The sequence below is a fragment of the Pseudomonas sp. Pdm06 genome, assembly GCF_014851795.1.
GTDB lineage: Bacteria > Pseudomonadota > Gammaproteobacteria > Pseudomonadales > Pseudomonadaceae > Aquipseudomonas > Aquipseudomonas fluorescens_AA.
The window spans coordinates 280192-295827 of record NZ_JACVAH010000004.1; the positions used below are offsets into that span (position 1 = coordinate 280192).

The window sequence follows — 15636 nt, forward strand, 5'->3', positions numbered from 1 at the left end:
CCCGGGCGGCCTGCCGAAGCGCCGCTCGAACCCCCACGACTTCATGAGGACTCCCATGCGCCTGATTCGCATGTTGCTGTTGCCCGTACTGGCCTTGTCTACCTTGTCGGCCCACGCCGGCGAAAAGGACGTGGCTCGCCTGACCCAATTGCTGGGGGGCTCCCAGACCCTGACCGCACGTTTTTCCCAGTTGACCCTCGATGGCAGTGGCACCCAATTGCAGGAAACCGCCGGCGACATGGCCCTGCAGCGCCCGGGCCTGTTCTACTGGCACACGGATGCGCCAGCCGAACAACTGATGGTGTCCGACGGCAAGAAAGTCTCCCTGTGGGACCCGGACCTGGAACAGGTGACCATCAAGACCCTCGACCAGCGCCTGACCCAGACGCCGGCGCTGTTGCTCTCCGGTGACATCTCCGAGATCAGCCAGAGCTTCGAGATCACCTCCAAGGAGGCCGGTGGCGTGATCGACTTCACCCTCAAGCCCAAGACCAAGGACAGCCTGTTCGACAGCCTGCGCCTGTCGTTCCGCAACGGCCTGGTCAACGACATGCAGTTGATCGACAGTGTTGGCCAGCGCACCAATATCCTGTTCACCGGGGTCAAGGCCAACGAGCGGATCGCCGCGTCCAAGTTCAAGTTCGACATCCCCAAGGGTGCCGATGTGATCCAGGAATAAACACTGGCCCCCTGTTGGAAATGGCCTGTGGGAAAAGGTCTGTGGGAGCAAGGCTTGCCCGCGATACAAACACCTCGGTGCATCTGGTGGACCGAGACGATGCAATCGCGGGCAAGCCTTGCTCCCACAGATTGGCTCCCATGGATCTGCTCCGGCAGAGAGGAATGGCAACAGGACCCAGCGGAGGTTTTGTAGTAATCATGGACCTGTTTCGAAGCGCCCCGATTGCCCAGCCACTGGCCGCTCGCCTGCGCGCGACCAACTTGGATGAGTACGTCGGCCAGGAACATGTGCTCGCCCGCGGCAAGCCTCTGCGCGAAGCCCTGGAGCAGGGCGCCCTGCACTCGATGATCTTCTGGGGCCCGCCGGGCGTGGGCAAGACCACCCTGGCGCGGCTGCTGGCGGAAGTCTCGGACGCTCACTTCGAAACGGTGTCGGCGGTGCTGGCCGGGGTCAAGGAAATCCGCCAGGCGGTGGAAGTGGCCAAGCAGCAAGCTGGGCAGTACGGCAAGCGCACGATCCTGTTCGTCGACGAAGTGCACCGGTTCAACAAGTCCCAGCAGGACGCATTCCTGCCCTACGTCGAAGACGGCACGCTGATCTTCATCGGTGCCACCACCGAAAACCCTTCGTTCGAACTCAACAACGCCTTGCTCTCGCGGGCGCGGGTCTATGTGCTCAAGAGCCTCGACGAGACGGCGATGCGCAAGCTGGTGCATCGGGCGCTGACCGAGGAGCGCGGCCTGGGCAAGCGGCATTTGAGCCTCAGCGATGAAGGCTTCCAGATCCTGTTTTCCGCCGCCGATGGCGATGGCCGGCGCTTGCTCAACCTGCTGGAAAACGCCTCGGACCTGGCCGAAGACGACAGCGAGATTGGCGTCGAGCTGCTGCAAAGCCTGCTGGGCGATACCCGGCGCCGCTTCGACAAGGGCGGCGAAGCGTTCTACGACCAGATTTCGGCGCTGCACAAATCCATCCGCGGTTCCAACCCCGATGCGGCCTTGTACTGGTTTGCGCGCATGATCGACGGCGGTTGCGATCCGCTGTACCTGGCGCGGCGCGTCGTGCGCATGGCCAGCGAAGACATCGGCAATGCCGACCCCCGGGCCCTGAGCCTGTGCCTGGCGGCGTGGGATGTGCAGGAGCGCCTCGGCAGCCCGGAAGGTGAGCTCGCCGTGGCCCAGGCCATCACGTACCTGGCCTGTGCGCCGAAGAGCAACGCGGTGTACATGGGCTTCAAGGCGGCGATGCGCAGCGCCACCGAACACGGCTCCCTCGAAGTGCCGCTGCACCTGCGCAACGCGCCGACCAAGCTCATGAAGCAACTGGGCTATGGCGAAGAATACCGTTATGCCCATGATGAGCCGGACGCCTATGCCGCCGGCGAAGATTATTTTCCCGATGAACTCGAACCCCAGCGCTTCTACCAGCCAGTACCGCGGGGCCTTGAGCTGAAGATCGGCGAGAAGCTCAACCACTTGGCACAACTGGATCGCTTGAGCCCACGGCAGCGGAGAAAACCTTGATCCCCCTGATACTTGCCGTTTCCGCTGGCGGTGTCGCCGGCACGCTGCTGCGTTTCGCCACGGGCAACTGGATCAACGCAAATTGGCCCCGGCACTTCTATACCGCGACGCTGGCCGTTAATATCGTGGGCTGTCTGCTGATCGGCGTTCTATACGGTCTGTTTTTGATTCGCCCGGAAGTGCCCATCGAGGTGCGGGCCGGGCTGATGGTTGGCTTTCTCGGCGGCCTGACGACTTTTTCATCCTTTTCACTGGATACGGTGCGCCTGCTGGAAAGCGGGCAGGTGCCGCTGGCCCTGGGCTATGCGGCCATCAGCGTATTCGGCGGGCTGCTCGCCACCTGGGCCGGCCTGTCCTTGACCAAACTTTGATAACGAGAGACCGACATGCTCGATTCCAAACTGTTACGTAGCAACCTCCAGGACGTAGCGGACCGCCTGGCTTCCCGTGGCTTTGCCCTGGACGTCGCGCGCATCGAAGCGCTGGAAGAACAGCGCAAGACCGTCCAGACCCGCACCGAAGCCCTGCAGGCTGAACGTAACGCGCGCTCCAAGTCCATCGGTCAGGCCAAGCAGCGTGGCGAAGACATCGCGCCGCTGATGGCCGATGTCGAGCGCATGGCGGGCGAATTGAGCGCGGGCAAGGTCGAGCTGGACGCGATCCAGACCGAGTTGGATTCGATCCTGCTGGGCATCCCGAACCTGCCGCACGAATCGGTGCCGGTCGGGGAAGACGAAGACGGCAACGTCGAAGTGCGCCGCTGGGGCACGCCGACAACCTTCGATTTCCCGGTGCAGGACCACGTGGCCCTGGGCGAGAAATTCGGCTGGCTCGACTTCGAAACCGCCGCCAAGCTGTCGGGCGCCCGTTTCGCCCTGTTGCGCGGGCCGATCGCGCGCCTGCATCGGGCCCTGGCGCAGTTCATGATCAACCTGCACGTCACCGAACACGGCTACGAAGAAGCCTACACCCCGTATCTGGTCCAGGCCCCGGCCCTGCAAGGCACCGGTCAGTTGCCGAAGTTCGAGGAAGACCTGTTCAAGATCAGCCGCGACGGCGAGGCCGACCTGTACCTGATCCCGACCGCCGAAGTCTCGCTGACCAACATCGTGGCCGGCGAGATCGTCGATGCCAAGCAGTTGCCGATCAAGTTCGTTGCCCACACGCCGTGCTTCCGCAGTGAAGCCGGGGCGTCGGGCCGTGATACCCGCGGCATGATCCGCCAGCACCAGTTCGACAAGGTCGAGATGGTCCAGATTGTCGAGCCGTCGAAATCCATGGAAGCGCTGGAAAGCCTGACCGCCAACGCCGAGAAGGTCCTGCAACTGCTTGAACTGCCGTATCGCACCCTGGCGCTGTGCACCGGCGACATGGGCTTCAGCGCGGTCAAGACCTACGACCTGGAAGTCTGGATTCCGAGCCAGGACAAGTACCGCGAGATTTCGTCGTGCTCCAACTGCGGCGACTTCCAGGCCCGCCGCATGCAGGCGCGTTTCCGCAACCCGGAAACCGGCAAGCCGGAACTGGTCCACACCCTCAACGGCTCCGGCCTGGCGGTGGGGCGCACCCTGGTGGCGGTGCTGGAGAACTACCAGCAGGCCGACGGTTCGATCCGTGTGCCCGAGGTGTTGAAACCCTACATGGGCGGCATCGAGGTCATCGGCTAAATGGACTATTTGCCACTGTTCCACAACCTGCGCGGCAGCCGCGTGCTGGTGGTCGGCGGCGGGGAAATTGCCTTGCGCAAGTCCCGCCTGCTGGCCGATGCCGGCGCGTTGCTGCGGGTGGTCGCACCCGACATCGAACCGCAGTTGCGGGAACTGGTCAGTGGCAGCGGCGGCGAGTGTGTCCAGCGCGGTTACCTTGAGTCGGATCTGGACGGTTGCGGGCTGATCATTGCCGCCACCGACGACGAACCGCTCAATGCCCAGGTCTCGGCCGACGCCCACAAGCGTTGCGTGCCGGTCAACGTGGTGGACGCGCCGGCCCTGTGCAGCGTGATCTTCCCGGCGATCGTCGACCGCTCGCCCTTGGTGATCGCAGTGTCCAGTGGCGGCGACGCGCCGGTGCTGGCACGGCTGATCCGGGCCAAGCTGGAAACCTGGATTCCCTCGACCTATGGGCAGTTGGCCGGGCTGGCGGCGCGTTTTCGCAATCAGGTCAAGCAACTGTTTCCCGATGTCCAGCAGCGCCGGGCGTTCTGGGAGGAAGTGTTCCAAGGCCCTATCGCCGACCGCCAACTGGCCGGGCAGGGCGGCGAAGCCGAGCGCTTGCTGCGGGAAAAGATCGACGGCCAGGCGCCGAGCGCGCCGGGCGAGGTTTATCTGGTGGGGGCCGGGCCGGGAGATCCGGACCTGCTGACCTTCCGCGCCTTGCGCTTGATGCAGCAGGCGGACGTGGTGCTGTACGACCGCCTGGTGGCGCCGGCGATTCTGGAATTGTGCCGACGCGACGCCGAGCGCATCTACGTCGGCAAGCGCCGCGCCGACCACGCCGTACCCCAGGACCAGATCAACCAGCAATTGGTCGACCTGGCTCGCCAGGGCAAGCGCGTGGTGCGGTTGAAGGGCGGCGATCCGTTCATCTTCGGCCGTGGTGGCGAGGAGATCGAAGAGCTGGCGGCCCATGGCATCCCGTTCCAGGTCGTCCCGGGCATCACCGCCGCCAGTGGTTGCGCGGCCTACGCCGGGATCCCGCTGACCCATCGCGACTACGCCCAATCGGTGCGTTTCATCACCGGCCATCTCAAGGACGGCACCAGCGATTTGCCGTGGGCCGACCTGGTGTCGCCGGCGCAGACGCTGGTGTTCTACATGGGTTTGGTCGGCCTGCCGATGATCTGCGACGAGCTGATCAAGCATGGCCGCGCGGCGGATACGCCAGCGGCGTTGATCCAGCAGGGCACCACGTCGAACCAACGGGTCTTTACCGGCACTTTGGCCGACTTGCCACGGCTGGTGGCCGAGCACGAGGTGCATGCGCCGACGCTGGTGATCGTTGGGGAAGTGGTGCAGTTACGCGAGAAACTGGCCTGGTTTGAAGGGGCTCAGGGGCAGGTCTAGGAAGACCGAGTCGCCCCGATCGCGAGCAAGCTCGGCTCCCACAGGGGCCTTTGGCGCACTGAAGATCCAGTGTGGGAGCCGAGCTTGCTCGCGATGAGGCCCTCAAATACAGCGAGAATCCAGAATCAAGCACCAGCCCCACGCCAAATTCCTTTCCCGCTCAACCTTTCCCGATCATGGGCAACCGTGAAATCCTGCTTCGGCCCCTTGGGCACGATCCCGTTAGGGTTGATGGTCTTGTGGCTGCCGTAGTAATGGCCCTGGATATGGGTGAAGTCCACGGTTTCGGCAATGCCCGGCCATTGGTACAGCTCCCGCAGCCAGTTCGACAGGTTCGGATAATCGGCGATGCGCCGCAGGTTGCATTTGAAGTGACCGAAATACACCGCGTCGAAACGGATGATCGTAGTGAACAGGCGGATATCCGCCTCGGTCAGGTATTCGCCAGCCAGGTAGCGTTTGGTCGCAAGCAAGGCCTCCAGCCAGTCCAGTTCGGCGAATAAACCGTCGAACGCTTCTTCGTAGGCCGTTTGGGTGGTGGCGAACCCGGCGCGATACACACCGTTGTTGACCGCCGGGTAGATCCGCTCGTTCAAGGCATCGATATCGCGGCGCAGGTGCTCGGGATACAGGTCCAGGTGGTTGCCAGTCAAACCATCGAAGGCACTGTTGAACATGCGGATGATTTCCGCCGATTCGTTGTTGACGATGCGCCGCTGGCGTTTGTCCCACAGCACCGGCACGGTGACGCGGCCGGTGTAGTCCGGCGTGTCGGCGGTGTAGCGCTGATGCAGGAATTGCAGAGGGTCGAGTTTGTCGCCTGTGGAGCCGTGGGCCTTGTCGAAGGTCCAGCCGTTTTCCAGCATCAGGTAGCTGACCACCGAGACATCGATCAGCGCCTCCAGGCCCTTGAGCTTGCGCACGATCAGCGTGCGGTGGGCCCAGGGGCAGGCCAGGGAGACATACAAATGGTAGCGCCCGGCCTCGGCGGCAAACCCGCTTTCGCCCGAGGGGCCGGCGCTGCCGTCGGCGGTCACCCAATGACGGCGCTGCGCCTGTTCGCGCTGGAAGGTGCCGTCCTTGCTTTCATACCACTGGTCCTGCCAGCGGCCTTCGACCAACAAACCCATCTGGATATCCTCGCTCAATAATCGTTGGAGACGAGTCTATTCCCATAGGTTCGAACTAAAAGCGCAAAGGTTGGGCGTTAATGATCGGTTAAATCGAACGATCCCGCGCGTCCCAATACTGCCGGGCTTTATCGAACGCTTCTTCGCGAGTCAGGCCCAGGCCGCGCAAGGCCAGTGCCATGGTGGCGATCAGCGCCAGTTGCGGGTAGCTGTCCTCGACGTCACCGCGCCAGATCGCCTTCAAATGCTCGGGGTCGAGGCTCTCCGGTTTGACATGGCGCTGCTCGGCCAGGCGCGGCCATTCTTCGTCCCAACTGGCGCCGCCGGTGGTGCCGTACAGGTGGCTATCGGCGTCCGGGTTGATCTCGATTTCGCCGCCGTCGCCCTTGATCACGATGGCGGTGTCACCGAGCAAGCCGCTGGCATCGCGATGCACGGCCTGGTAGCCCGGATGGAAGATGCTTTGCAGGCCGCAGCGGGCGGCCAGTGGGTTGAGAATCCGGGCCAGGGAATGGATCGGCGAGCGCAGGCCCAAGGTGTTGCGCAGGTCGATCATCCGTTGCATTTGCGGCGCCCAGTCCACCAGCGGCATGAAGGCCAGGCCGCCGTTGTCCAGCGCGCTGCCGACCTGTTGCCAATCCCGGCACAGCGGGATCTGCAGCAAGCCCAGCAATTGTTCGGTATAGAGGCGACCGGCGGTGTGAGCGCCGCCGCCGTGCATGAAAATTCGCACGCCGTTCTGGCCCAGGCACTTGGCCGCCAGCAGGTACCACGGCAAATGGCGCTTCTTGCCGGCGTAGGTCGGCCAGTCGAGGTCCACTGTCAACGCCGGGACCACCAGGCGTTCACGCAGGGCTTCGGTGAAGCCGGCCATTTCCTCGGCGCTTTCTTCCTTGTGCCGCAGCAGCATCAGGAAGGCGCCCAGTTGGGTGTCCTCGACCTTTTCATCGAGCACCATGCCCATGGCCTCACGGGCTTCTTCGCGGGTCAGGTTGCGGGCGCCGCGCTTGCCTTTGCCAAGGATGCGCACGAACTGGGCGAACGGGTGTTCGGCCGGCGTCTCAAGGGTCAGTGCTGGAAAGTCGGTCATAAGCAATTCGTCGGTTTGGGCAGGCCCGCCAGCTTGGCGGCGAGTTTGGCGGGAGTGCCTTTGAACAATCGGTTCAGGTGCAGGCTGTTGCCTTTGTCTGCCCCCAGTTTCAGCGCCGTGTACTTGATCAGCGGCCGGGTTGCGGGGGAGAGCTGGAATTCGTCGTAGAAACCGCGCAGCAGTTGAAGGATTTCCCAGTGTTCGGGACTCAGCTCGATGTCCTCGGCGCTGGCCAGGGCCGTGGCGACTTCGGCCGACCAGTCGTTCAGGTCGGCCAGGTAGCCGTCCTTGTCCAGCGCGATGGCGCGGTCGCCCACATTCAGCGTGTTCATAGCCAGGTGTTGACCTTGTCGTGCTCGATCGATAGCTCGACGAAACCTGAGTAGTTGATGGCTTCGGCCCAGTCTGGCGTGTCCAGGGCGCGGGCCTGGAGGTCTTCGGCGAGCACGAACAGGTTCACGCCGGCGGCCTGTAGTACTGCAAATGGTGGGCTGCCCGGTTGCAATGCGTACGTCGCGTCGCCGCACAGCAGCAGCGCATCCTGATTGCCCAGCACCCGCAGGCAACTGGCGAGGCGGTTATCGCCGAAGGGCGAATGAGACAACACATGCAAAGTCGACATCAGAGGGTGATCACCTGGTCGTAACGGTCGATGAGCGCGGCGATGTCCGGCGCGCTCAGTACTTTCACCTCGCCCAACGCCAGGGCGGCGCTGGTAACGCCGCGTTCGGCGGCGCTGTCGGCGCAGAGGAACAGGTCTTCGACGCCGAACATCGGCAACGCCTGCAGGTTGGCGCTCAGGTCCTTTTGCTGGACCGCCTTGGCGTTTTGGCCGGCGGTGAGCTGGAACACGCCGTCATCGAGAAACAGCAGGCCGATGGGCAGGTCGAACGCACCGCCGGCCAGGACGATATCCAGGGCTTCACGGGCGCCGGGGCCGGACCAGGGGGCCTGGCGGCTGATCAGCAATAAAGACTTGGCCATTACGCGCCTCCAAAACAGATCAAGCGGTCGGCGTCCTGGATCGCATCGTGCAGCTGGCCCAGCCCGGACAAGGCCCAGGGCGCTTCGACACTGGCCGCCGTCCGCTGGTAACGCTGGGCTTCTTCCTCGTTCAACACGCCACGACGCAACGCCGCCGCGATGCAGACCACGCCGTCGAGCCGGTTGTCGCTGACGAATGCGCGCCACTGTTGGGGCAGGTCCTGTTCGTCCTGGGGCGTGACGACACTGGCGCAGGCGTTATAGACGCCGTCCTGATAGAAAAACAGCCGCACGATCTCATGCCCACCTGCCAGCGCCGCCTGGGCAAACAGCAAGGCACGGCGCGAGGAGGGCGCATGGGCGGCGGAAAACAGCGCAATGGCGAACTTCATGACAGACCCGATCAGCAAAACTGCGGCCATGATAAAGCTTTATGGGCGGTGGGGCGATTGCCAGGAAAGGAGGGCTAGACCTGTTTGTATCAGGGGGGATTTAAAGATTGCTCCTGCTCGATTGCATTGTAGGAGCTGCCGAGCGAAGCGAGGCTGCGATCTTTTCGAATTCAATTGAGTCTCAAGCGAAAGATCAAAAGATCGCAGCCTCGCTTCGCTCGGCAGCTCCTACGGGCCCAGCGGGAGCGAGCTCCCTCGCCACAGGGGTCAGGGTTTAGCCTTCAGGCCATGCAACTCGCAATACTCCGCCCACTCCATCCCCGCCATCTCCGCCACTTCCTTATGCACCTCCAGGCGCTGGGCCTGGTAGTCCTCGGGCGAGGCGGCGGTCAGTTGCAAAGTCAGTTCCCAGGCAAACAGGCCCAGGCGCTCGGCCTCGGCTTCGAACGCTTCGTGCAAGCGCTCGGCACGGTACTGTGCGGCGGTCTCGCCCTTGGCCTGGGCCAGCAGCGGGTTGAGGTGGTCCAGTTCGTGGCGCAGTTCGGGGCGCTCATCGAGAAAATTTTCCAGGGCTCGTTCGTGTTGCTGTTCGGTTGCCGCCATGGTCACTCCTTGGGGGATGCAGACTGCTTCTTGCTGGCCTTGGCCGCAGCCGCCAGGCATTCAAGGGCGAATTGTTCGGTGTAGGTCATCTGGATCGGCGTGGTTTCGCCCTTGACGGTGCGTTCGCCGTCGAGGATGTAGCGAATCCGCTTGTCGGTGACGCCGATTCGCTTGGCGATCCACGAAGGTGTCTGGCCGATCTGGCTGATCAGTTTGTCGGCATATTCCGGGGTGGGCTTGTAGAACTCGGCGTTGGGGGTCATGGGTGTTCCGCGTGGCTGGTGGCGATGGCGCGACAGATTGCGTGAATCGGTGCTCGCTGTCGCGGGTAAATTTCAGTAAAGCAGCACGATGGCTTGGGCCGCAGTGCTACAGTCCGTTTTTTTTCGATGAGTGAACGCAATGCGAATGTTGACGGTGGCCCTGGCCGCCACTTTGCTGGTCGGCTGCGCGGGTTCGGCGATGAACGAGGCTCGGACCCAGGCCCCTTACAAGACCCTGACCTCGGACAAGCCGGAACAGGTCGTGGCCCAGTGCGTGCAGTTTTCCTGGCAGGACGAAGCGGTATTCGGTGTCGATGCCGGCGCCTACCTGCAACCGGGCAAGAAAGGTGGCTCTACGGTCTACACCCGCTCCGCCGAATCGTTTGTCGATCTGCACGCCGGTGCGACGGGCACCGAGTTGAGTTATTACGCCAAGCATGACGACTTCGTGGCCAAGCGCCGGTTGGCGGCGTTGGCGACTTGTTTGTAAGCAGCTCGCACTAACGCCCGGGATCCTATGTGGGAGCGGGCTTGCTCGCGAAAGCGGCGGGTCAATCGACATCGATGTTGAATGTTAAGCCGTCTTCGCGAGCAAGCCCGCTCCCACAGGGGGTTGTGCTTCAAGTGTCCAGGCGCTTCTGGAAGAAGAAGTGTTGGTGGCCTGGCGGGTAGTCGTCGATCAGGCCGCACTCGGTGAAGCCGTGTCTGCGGTAGAACGCGGGGGCCTGGAAGTCGAAGGTGTCCAGCCAGATGCCCACGCAGTTTTTCTCCCGGGCCAGTGCTTCGGCCATCTGCATCAGGGTCGAGCCGGTGCCCTGGCCCCGGGCCTGTTCCGGCACCACCAGCAGTTCGATATACAGCCAGCGAAAAAACACTCGGCCGTAAAGCCCGCCGACAATTTCGTCCTGCTCGTCCCGCACCAGCCAGGCCACCAGTTCAGGCACCGTCCCGCCGGTCTTGGCGGTGTTATAGGCACGTAGCGGGGCGAGGATGGCTTGGCGCTCTTCGTCGGTGGGCGTGTCCGTGCGTTCGATTCGTAGCGTCATCGGCGATGTCCCTATTCAGTCAAGATCAAGCGCAGGAGCCTATCCCAAAGGCTGCCGTGACGTCATCCGGTCGGCGGGGAAACAGGCGCATTACGCAAACCAAGCCATACTGCCTAATGCTTTTGAAGCGATCCCTATTCCAAAAAACAAGAAGAGACCGACTCATGAAGTTCGAATCCTTGGCCCGGACCCTCATCGCGACGTCACTGACCCTCGGTTGTTTATCGGCGTACGCCGCTTCCCAGGCGCCGGTGGCGGCCGAGAACGGCATGGTGGTCACTGCCCAGCACCTGGCGACCCATGTCGGCGTCGATGTGCTCAAGAATGGTGGCAATGCCGTGGATGCGGCGGTGGCGGTGGGCTATGCCCTGGCGGTGGTGTATCCGGCGGCGGGCAACCTGGGCGGGGGTGGTTTCATGACCCTGCAATTGGCCGACGGTCGCAAGACGTTCCTGGATTTCCGCGAAAAGGCCCCCCTGGCCGCCACCGCCAACATGTACCTGGACAAGGACGGCAACGTCGTGCCCGAACTCAGCACCCGCGGCCACCTGGCGGTAGGCGTGCCCGGCACCGTGTCCGGCATGGAGCTGGCGTTGAGCAAGTACGGCAGCAAACCGCGGGCGGAATTGATCGCCCCGGCCATCAAGTTCGCCGAAGAAGGCTTCGCTCTGGAGCAGGGTGATGTCGATCTGCTGGAAACCGCCACCGATGTGTTCAAGAAGGACATGCGCGATTCCGGTGCGATCTTCCTGCACAACGGCGAGCCCATGCAGGTCGGCCAGAGGCTGGTGCAAAAAGATCTCGCCAAGACCCTGCGGGAAATCTCCGCCAAGGGCGCCGACGGTTTCTACAAGGGCTGGGTCGCCGATGCCCTGGTCACCTCCAGCCAGGCCAACAAAGGCATCATCACCCAGGCCGACCTGGACAAGTACAAGACCCGCGAGCTCGCCCCGGTGGAGTGCGACTACCGTGGCTACCACATCATCTCGGCGCCGCCGCCCAGTTCCGGCGGGGTGGTGCTGTGCCAGATCATGAATATCCTCGACGGCTATCCGATGAAGGAGTTGGGGTTCCATTCGGCCCAGGGCATGCACTATCAGATCGAAGCCATGCGCCACGCCTACGTGGACCGCAACAGCTACCTGGGTGACCCGGATTTCGTGAAGAACCCCATCGACCATCTGCTGGACAAGACCTACGCCGCCAAGCTGCGGGCCGCGATCGAGCCGCAAAAAGCCGGCGACTCTCAGAAAATCAAGCCCGGCGTGGCGCCCCATGAGGGCAGCAACACCACCCATTACTCCATCGTCGACAAGTGGGGCAACGCCGTTTCGGTCACCTATACCCTGAACGACTGGTTTGGTGCCGGTGTCATGGCGAGCAAGACCGGGGTGATCCTCAACGATGAGATGGACGATTTCACCGCCAAGGTCGGCGTGCCCAACATGTATGGCCTGGTGCAGGGCGAGGCCAACGCCATCGCGCCGGGCAAGGCACCGCTGTCATCCATGAGCCCGACCATCGTCACCAAGGACGGCAAGACGGTCATGGTGGTGGGCACCCCGGGCGGCAGCCGGATCATCACCGCGACGTTGCTGACCATCCTCAACGTGATCGACTACGGCATGAACCTCCAGGAAGCGGTCGATGCGCCGCGTTTCCACCAGCAATGGATGCCGGAGGAAACCAACCTGGAGACGTTCGCGGCCAGCCCCGATACCCAGAAACTGCTGGAGAGCTGGGGGCACAAGTTTGCCGGCCCGCAGGACCCCAACCACATCGCCGCGATCCTGGTCGGCGCGCCGTCATTGGGCGGCAAGCCAGTGGGCAAGAACCGCTTCTATGGCGCCAACGACCCCCGTCGCAATACCGGGTTGTCGCTGGGTTATTGATGAGTTGCACGGCTGCGACACGGTTTGAAGAGGGAAGGTCATGAACACCGCATTGCTGATTATCGATGTCCAGAACGCGCTGTGCAGTGGCGAAGAGGAATGCTTCGACAGCCAGCGCATCATCCGGACCATCAGTGACCTCGGTGCCAGGGCCAGGGCTGCCGGCCGGACGGTGATCCTGATCCAGCATGAAGAGCTGGATGGGGCGCTCACCCATGGCGCCGCCGGCTGGCAACTGGCTGCCGGCCTGTCGACCGCGGCGGATGACCTGCGGGTGCGCAAGACCACGGCCGATGCTTTCTACCAGACCGACCTGCAACCGTTGTTGCAGGCCCGAGGCATCGACCGCCTGGTGATCTGCGGGCTGCAAACCGACTATTGCATCAATGCCACCGTGCGTCAGGCCCATGCCCTGGGGTACGACGTGGTCTTGGCGGCCGATGCCCACTCCACCGTGGACAACGGCAGCATGGCGGCCGAGCAGATCATCGCCAACCACAACAACCGGCTGGGGCGGCTGAGCAGTGCGGTGTCGCGGATTGATGTAATGCCGGCTGCTGAAATCCGTCTGTAGCCGATACTCACTGTTTGGGCTGGAGCAGGAGACCTATGGCTCAGCCTCGAGGATGGTTCTTCACGGCGCGCCAAGCACCATCGTCCAGTACACCCCCGCATCGCTGCGCGAGTCGCTGGCCGACGCTGCGCCCATCTGGGTGAACATCGGGTTCATCAGGTTGGCGCAGTGTCCGGGGCTGGCGAGCCAATCGTGCAGGGCCTGGCTCGGTGAGCGTTGGCCGGCGGCGATGTTCTCGCCCAATTTGCGTCCGCGAAAGCCGGCGCTCCTGGCGCGATCGGAGGTGGAGCGACCGTCCGGGTCGCGATGGGCGAAATAGTTGTCCTGGGCCATCGACCGGCTGTGGCCTTGGGCGGCCGTTCCCAACGCGGCGTTCCAGCTCAGCGGTCGAGCCGCCGCGAAGCGCTGGCGCCCGCACATCCGTGGCTTGGCCCTGGCGGCGTTGACCTGGGCCAGCAGCGTCTTGTCCGCCGAACCCACATCGCTCATCCGCGTGCCACCCATGGGCTGCGCCAACACCAGGCGCCACTCGTCACCGACCCGATTGACGCCGATATCGGCGTACTGGTTGTCCAGCAGCGCCGCGCAATGCTCGTCCGCCAACATCTCGAAGGCCTCTTCGGCATCCCGTGCATCGGTCAGGCGGATGCTGCGCACGGCCCGGGCTTGATAGCCGGCGTCCTGCAAGGTTTCCCGCAGGCCACCGCGAAAGCCGATCGGCAAGCCCAGGTTCGAACGCAGCACCAGCGGCTGTGTGGCGCGTACCGTGCGCCACTCACAACGGCGGGACTGGCTACGGAAGTCGTTGATGGCGTCCACCAGTTGCTTTTCGCCACGCGCATGAGCGGGGCTGGCGAACAAGGGAAACAGGGCAAGCAGGCACAGCGAAACGAAACGGCAAGAGCGAACAAGGTGGCGCATGGGGCGAACGGCTCAAGAGGGGAGGTTGCTTTAGCGCCAGGCTTGGCGCCGATCAGCTGGAAAACCCGTGGCTGCAGGTTGGCGAGGTTTTCACGGCTGGGGTAGGACTGTGGGTTTTGAAACAAGTTTCCGGAAGACGAAGACTCTCTGCGAGCTGGCACAACTCATTGTGGCGAGGGGAAAGGCTCCCTCGCCATAAAGAGTTCAGTCAGTTCAATTCGCCGTTTCAGCCACAGGCACCTTGGCCCGCTCAACCTTGCGATAGGTCAGCAACACGATGCCGGTTATCACAATCGCGCCGCCCATCACCTGGCCCGGGTTGAGCATCTGGTCCAGCACCAGCCAGCCGATCAGCAGTGTCGCCAGCGGTTCGATGTTCATCACCGGAGCGTTGCGCGGCATGTCCAGGCGGGGCACGGAAATGAACAGCACGATGAACCCGGTGCCATAGAGCACCACCAGGGTCGCCAGGGCGAGCCAGCCGGTGCTGCTGGCCGGCAGGTCGAAACCCCCGGGCAGGGCACCGGTCAGGCCGGCGAGGTTGACGCTGCTGAACACGATGAAAATCGTCAACAGGCTGCGTACCGATCCGCGCACCTGGGACAACTTGTGGTCGGTGATCCACAGCGCGCAGGCGAACACGCAGGCGGCGCAGAAGGCCAGGCCCACCCCGAGCAACCATTGCGGGCCGACGTCCTGTGCGGAGGATAAGCGTGCCGGCACTTCCAGCACGAACACCAGCCCCACCAGGATCATGCCCATCAACGCGGCGGTGCGCGCCGTCGGGCGTGGCCCGCCCAGCGCCCAGGTCAGCAAGGCCAGCAGGATCGGAAACACGTTGCCCACCAACAACGCCAACGCCACTGGCACGCGCGCCACGGCGGAGTACAGGCACAGGCTCTGGGCGCCGATCAACAATCCCAGAGTCAATTGCCAACGCCACGCCCCGGGCGGCAGGCGCAGACGCTGGCGTTGCCAGAGCACCATTGCCGCCAATACCAGCAGCGTCCCGCCCGAGCGCAGCAGGATCGCCAGCAGCACCCCGGCGCCGTCGTCGAAGGCGGCCCGGGCGGCGACATGGTTGCCGGCGAAGGCACAGCCCATGCACAGCAGGACGAGCACCGCGAGGTGGCGGGGTAACGGCGTGGGGGTATCAGGTGTGGCAGTGGAACGGGTCATGGCAGGTGTCTCGAAGGCGACCGCCAAGGCCAAAGGCCTCGGAGCGGTTATTTTTAGTTATAGGTTGTCGTACAACTAAAGGCTTTTTACCCCATGGGGTGGTAACAGACAAGGTCCACTCGAGACCTTCGGAAAACCTGTGGCGAGGGAGCTTGCTCCCGCTGGGCTGCGTAGCAGCCCTTTGTTATGAGCGCTTCGCACTCAAGCGGGAGCAAGCTCCCTCGCCACATCGTATGTCTCGCACATTGTCCGGCGCTTTGCTGTACAACAATCTTGCCGCTGTGTCATTTACAGC

At 63.4% G+C, this 15636-nt stretch carries 19 protein-coding genes; 8 read left to right on the top strand and 11 right to left on the bottom strand.

Annotated elements, in window-relative coordinates:
* Nucleotides 1–55 precede the first annotated feature (55 nt).
* From lolA to cysG, 5 genes are all read left to right on the top strand, one after another.
* Nucleotides 56–679 (top strand): outer membrane lipoprotein chaperone LolA, encoded by a 624-nt coding sequence (gene lolA, locus IB266_RS08965; protein WP_192260950.1) that lies wholly within the window; start codon nt 56–58, stop codon nt 677–679.
* Between the two features lie 200 nt (nt 680–879).
* On the top strand, nt 880–2205 hold the full coding sequence (locus IB266_RS08970; protein WP_046064131.1) for a replication-associated recombination protein A: 1326 nt from the start codon (nt 880–882) through the stop codon (nt 2203–2205).
* Nucleotides 2202–2576: a fluoride efflux transporter CrcB gene (crcB, locus tag IB266_RS08975; RefSeq protein WP_018608522.1), complete on the top strand. Its 375-nt coding sequence runs from the start codon at nt 2202–2204 to the stop codon at nt 2574–2576. The genes IB266_RS08970 and crcB overlap by 4 nt, the downstream gene beginning before the upstream one ends.
* 15 nt (nt 2577–2591) lie before the next feature.
* Entirely contained in the window at nt 2592–3872 is a 1281-nt protein-coding gene (gene serS, locus IB266_RS08980) for a serine--tRNA ligase (RefSeq protein ID WP_025213005.1), read from the top strand.
* Nucleotides 3873–5267 (top strand): siroheme synthase CysG, encoded by a 1395-nt coding sequence (gene cysG, locus IB266_RS08985; RefSeq protein ID WP_192260951.1) that lies wholly within the window; start codon nt 3873–3875, stop codon nt 5265–5267.
* 125 nt (nt 5268–5392) lie between these two features.
* Here cysG and IB266_RS08990 read toward each other — a convergent pair whose 3' ends face one another.
* The 8 genes from IB266_RS08990 to IB266_RS09025 all read right to left on the bottom strand — a co-directional run bounded on the left by IB266_RS08990 (nt 5393) and on the right by IB266_RS09025 (nt 9729).
* The gene (locus tag IB266_RS08990; protein WP_192260952.1) at nt 5393–6397 is read right to left on the bottom strand and encodes a glutathione S-transferase family protein; all 1005 of its coding nucleotides are present in this window, start codon (nt 6395–6397) and stop codon (nt 5393–5395) included.
* Between the two features lie 88 nt (nt 6398–6485).
* Entirely contained in the window at nt 6486–7487 is a 1002-nt protein-coding gene (locus tag IB266_RS08995) for a glycosyl transferase family protein (RefSeq protein ID WP_192260953.1), read from the bottom strand.
* Nucleotides 7484–7819, bottom strand: coding sequence for a TusE/DsrC/DsvC family sulfur relay protein (locus tag IB266_RS09000; RefSeq protein ID WP_192260954.1), 336 nt, complete (start codon nt 7817–7819; stop codon nt 7484–7486). The genes IB266_RS08995 and IB266_RS09000 overlap by 4 nt, the downstream gene beginning before the upstream one ends.
* Nucleotides 7816–8109 (bottom strand): sulfurtransferase complex subunit TusB, encoded by a 294-nt coding sequence (tusB, locus tag IB266_RS09005; RefSeq protein ID WP_063320500.1) that lies wholly within the window; start codon nt 8107–8109, stop codon nt 7816–7818. Before tusB ends, IB266_RS09000 begins: the two co-directional genes overlap by 4 nt.
* Nucleotides 8109–8471 carry a sulfurtransferase complex subunit TusC gene (gene tusC, locus IB266_RS09010; protein WP_192260955.1) on the bottom strand — a complete coding sequence of 121 codons (363 nt, stop codon included), beginning with the start codon at nt 8469–8471 and terminating at the stop codon, nt 8109–8111. The genes tusB and tusC overlap by 1 nt, the downstream gene beginning before the upstream one ends.
* A complete protein-coding gene (tusD, locus tag IB266_RS09015; protein WP_192260956.1) occupies nt 8471–8863 on the bottom strand; it encodes a sulfurtransferase complex subunit TusD in 393 nt (130 codons plus the stop codon). Before tusD ends, tusC begins: the two co-directional genes overlap by 1 nt.
* A gap of 267 nt (nt 8864–9130) precedes the next feature.
* Nucleotides 9131–9466, bottom strand: a complete 336-nt coding sequence (locus tag IB266_RS09020) for a DUF6388 family protein (RefSeq protein WP_192260957.1) — start codon at nt 9464–9466, stop codon at nt 9131–9133.
* 2 nt (nt 9467–9468) lie between these two features.
* Nucleotides 9469–9729 carry a hypothetical protein gene (locus IB266_RS09025; protein ID WP_072406776.1) on the bottom strand — a complete coding sequence of 87 codons (261 nt, stop codon included), beginning with the start codon at nt 9727–9729 and terminating at the stop codon, nt 9469–9471.
* A gap of 139 nt (nt 9730–9868) precedes the next feature.
* On the opposite strand from IB266_RS09025, the gene IB266_RS09030 reads away from it, so the two are divergent.
* Nucleotides 9869–10219 carry a hypothetical protein gene (locus IB266_RS09030; RefSeq protein WP_060741574.1) on the top strand — a complete coding sequence of 117 codons (351 nt, stop codon included), beginning with the start codon at nt 9869–9871 and terminating at the stop codon, nt 10217–10219.
* 130 nt (nt 10220–10349) lie between these two features.
* Here the strand turns inward: IB266_RS09030 and IB266_RS09035 are convergent, their stop codons facing one another.
* Nucleotides 10350–10775 (bottom strand): GNAT family N-acetyltransferase, encoded by a 426-nt coding sequence (locus tag IB266_RS09035; RefSeq protein WP_192260958.1) that lies wholly within the window; start codon nt 10773–10775, stop codon nt 10350–10352.
* 164 nt (nt 10776–10939) lie between these two features.
* Between IB266_RS09035 and ggt the strand changes: the two genes are divergently transcribed.
* Both ggt and IB266_RS09045 read left to right on the top strand, forming a co-directional pair.
* Nucleotides 10940–12667: a gamma-glutamyltransferase gene (ggt, locus tag IB266_RS09040; RefSeq protein WP_192260959.1), complete on the top strand. Its 1728-nt coding sequence runs from the start codon at nt 10940–10942 to the stop codon at nt 12665–12667.
* A 40-nt stretch (nt 12668–12707) separates the two neighbouring features.
* Nucleotides 12708–13241, top strand: a complete 534-nt coding sequence (locus IB266_RS09045; RefSeq protein WP_072406768.1) for a cysteine hydrolase family protein — start codon at nt 12708–12710, stop codon at nt 13239–13241.
* 60 nt (nt 13242–13301) lie between these two features.
* Here IB266_RS09045 and IB266_RS09050 read toward each other — a convergent pair whose 3' ends face one another.
* Complete coding sequence (locus IB266_RS09050) at nt 13302–14162, bottom strand: CAP domain-containing protein (RefSeq protein ID WP_192260960.1); 861 nt, start codon at nt 14160–14162, stop codon at nt 13302–13304.
* 213 nt (nt 14163–14375) lie between these two features.
* The gene (locus IB266_RS09055) at nt 14376–15341 is read right to left on the bottom strand and encodes an EamA family transporter (protein WP_192260961.1); all 966 of its coding nucleotides are present in this window, start codon (nt 15339–15341) and stop codon (nt 14376–14378) included.
* Nucleotides 15342–15636 lie beyond the last annotated feature (295 nt).

Bases quoted from the DNA above. Each gene is read 5' to 3' on its own strand.
- ggt (WP_192260959.1), top strand. From the start codon at position 10,940: ATGAAGTTCGAATCCTTGGCCCGGACCCTCATCGCGACGTCACTGACC.
- IB266_RS09045 (WP_072406768.1), top strand. From the start codon at position 12,708: ATGAACACCGCATTGCTGATTATCGATGTCCAGAACGCGCTGTGCAGT.
- IB266_RS09020 (WP_192260957.1), bottom strand. From the start codon at position 9,466: ATGGCGGCAACCGAACAGCAACACGAACGAGCCCTGGAAAATTTTCTC.
- serS (WP_025213005.1), top strand. From the start codon at position 2,592: ATGCTCGATTCCAAACTGTTACGTAGCAACCTCCAGGACGTAGCGGAC.
- IB266_RS09025 (WP_072406776.1), bottom strand. From the start codon at position 9,729: ATGACCCCCAACGCCGAGTTCTACAAGCCCACCCCGGAATATGCCGAC.
- IB266_RS08970 (WP_046064131.1), top strand. From the start codon at position 880: ATGGACCTGTTTCGAAGCGCCCCGATTGCCCAGCCACTGGCCGCTCGC.
- tusC (WP_192260955.1), bottom strand. From the start codon at position 8,471: ATGGCCAAGTCTTTATTGCTGATCAGCCGCCAGGCCCCCTGGTCCGGC.
- IB266_RS09030 (WP_060741574.1), top strand. From the start codon at position 9,869: ATGCGAATGTTGACGGTGGCCCTGGCCGCCACTTTGCTGGTCGGCTGC.
- IB266_RS09050 (WP_192260960.1), bottom strand. From the start codon at position 14,162: ATGCGCCACCTTGTTCGCTCTTGCCGTTTCGTTTCGCTGTGCCTGCTT.
- IB266_RS09000 (WP_192260954.1), bottom strand. From the start codon at position 7,819: ATGAACACGCTGAATGTGGGCGACCGCGCCATCGCGCTGGACAAGGAC.
- lolA (WP_192260950.1), top strand. From the start codon at position 56: ATGCGCCTGATTCGCATGTTGCTGTTGCCCGTACTGGCCTTGTCTACC.
- IB266_RS09035 (WP_192260958.1), bottom strand. From the start codon at position 10,775: ATGACGCTACGAATCGAACGCACGGACACGCCCACCGACGAAGAGCGC.
- tusD (WP_192260956.1), bottom strand. From the start codon at position 8,863: ATGAAGTTCGCCATTGCGCTGTTTTCCGCCGCCCATGCGCCCTCCTCG.
- cysG (WP_192260951.1), top strand. From the start codon at position 3,873: ATGGACTATTTGCCACTGTTCCACAACCTGCGCGGCAGCCGCGTGCTG.
- tusB (WP_063320500.1), bottom strand. From the start codon at position 8,109: ATGTCGACTTTGCATGTGTTGTCTCATTCGCCCTTCGGCGATAACCGC.
- IB266_RS08995 (WP_192260953.1), bottom strand. From the start codon at position 7,487: ATGACCGACTTTCCAGCACTGACCCTTGAGACGCCGGCCGAACACCCG.
- IB266_RS09055 (WP_192260961.1), bottom strand. From the start codon at position 15,341: ATGACCCGTTCCACTGCCACACCTGATACCCCCACGCCGTTACCCCGC.
- IB266_RS08990 (WP_192260952.1), bottom strand. From the start codon at position 6,397: ATGGGTTTGTTGGTCGAAGGCCGCTGGCAGGACCAGTGGTATGAAAGC.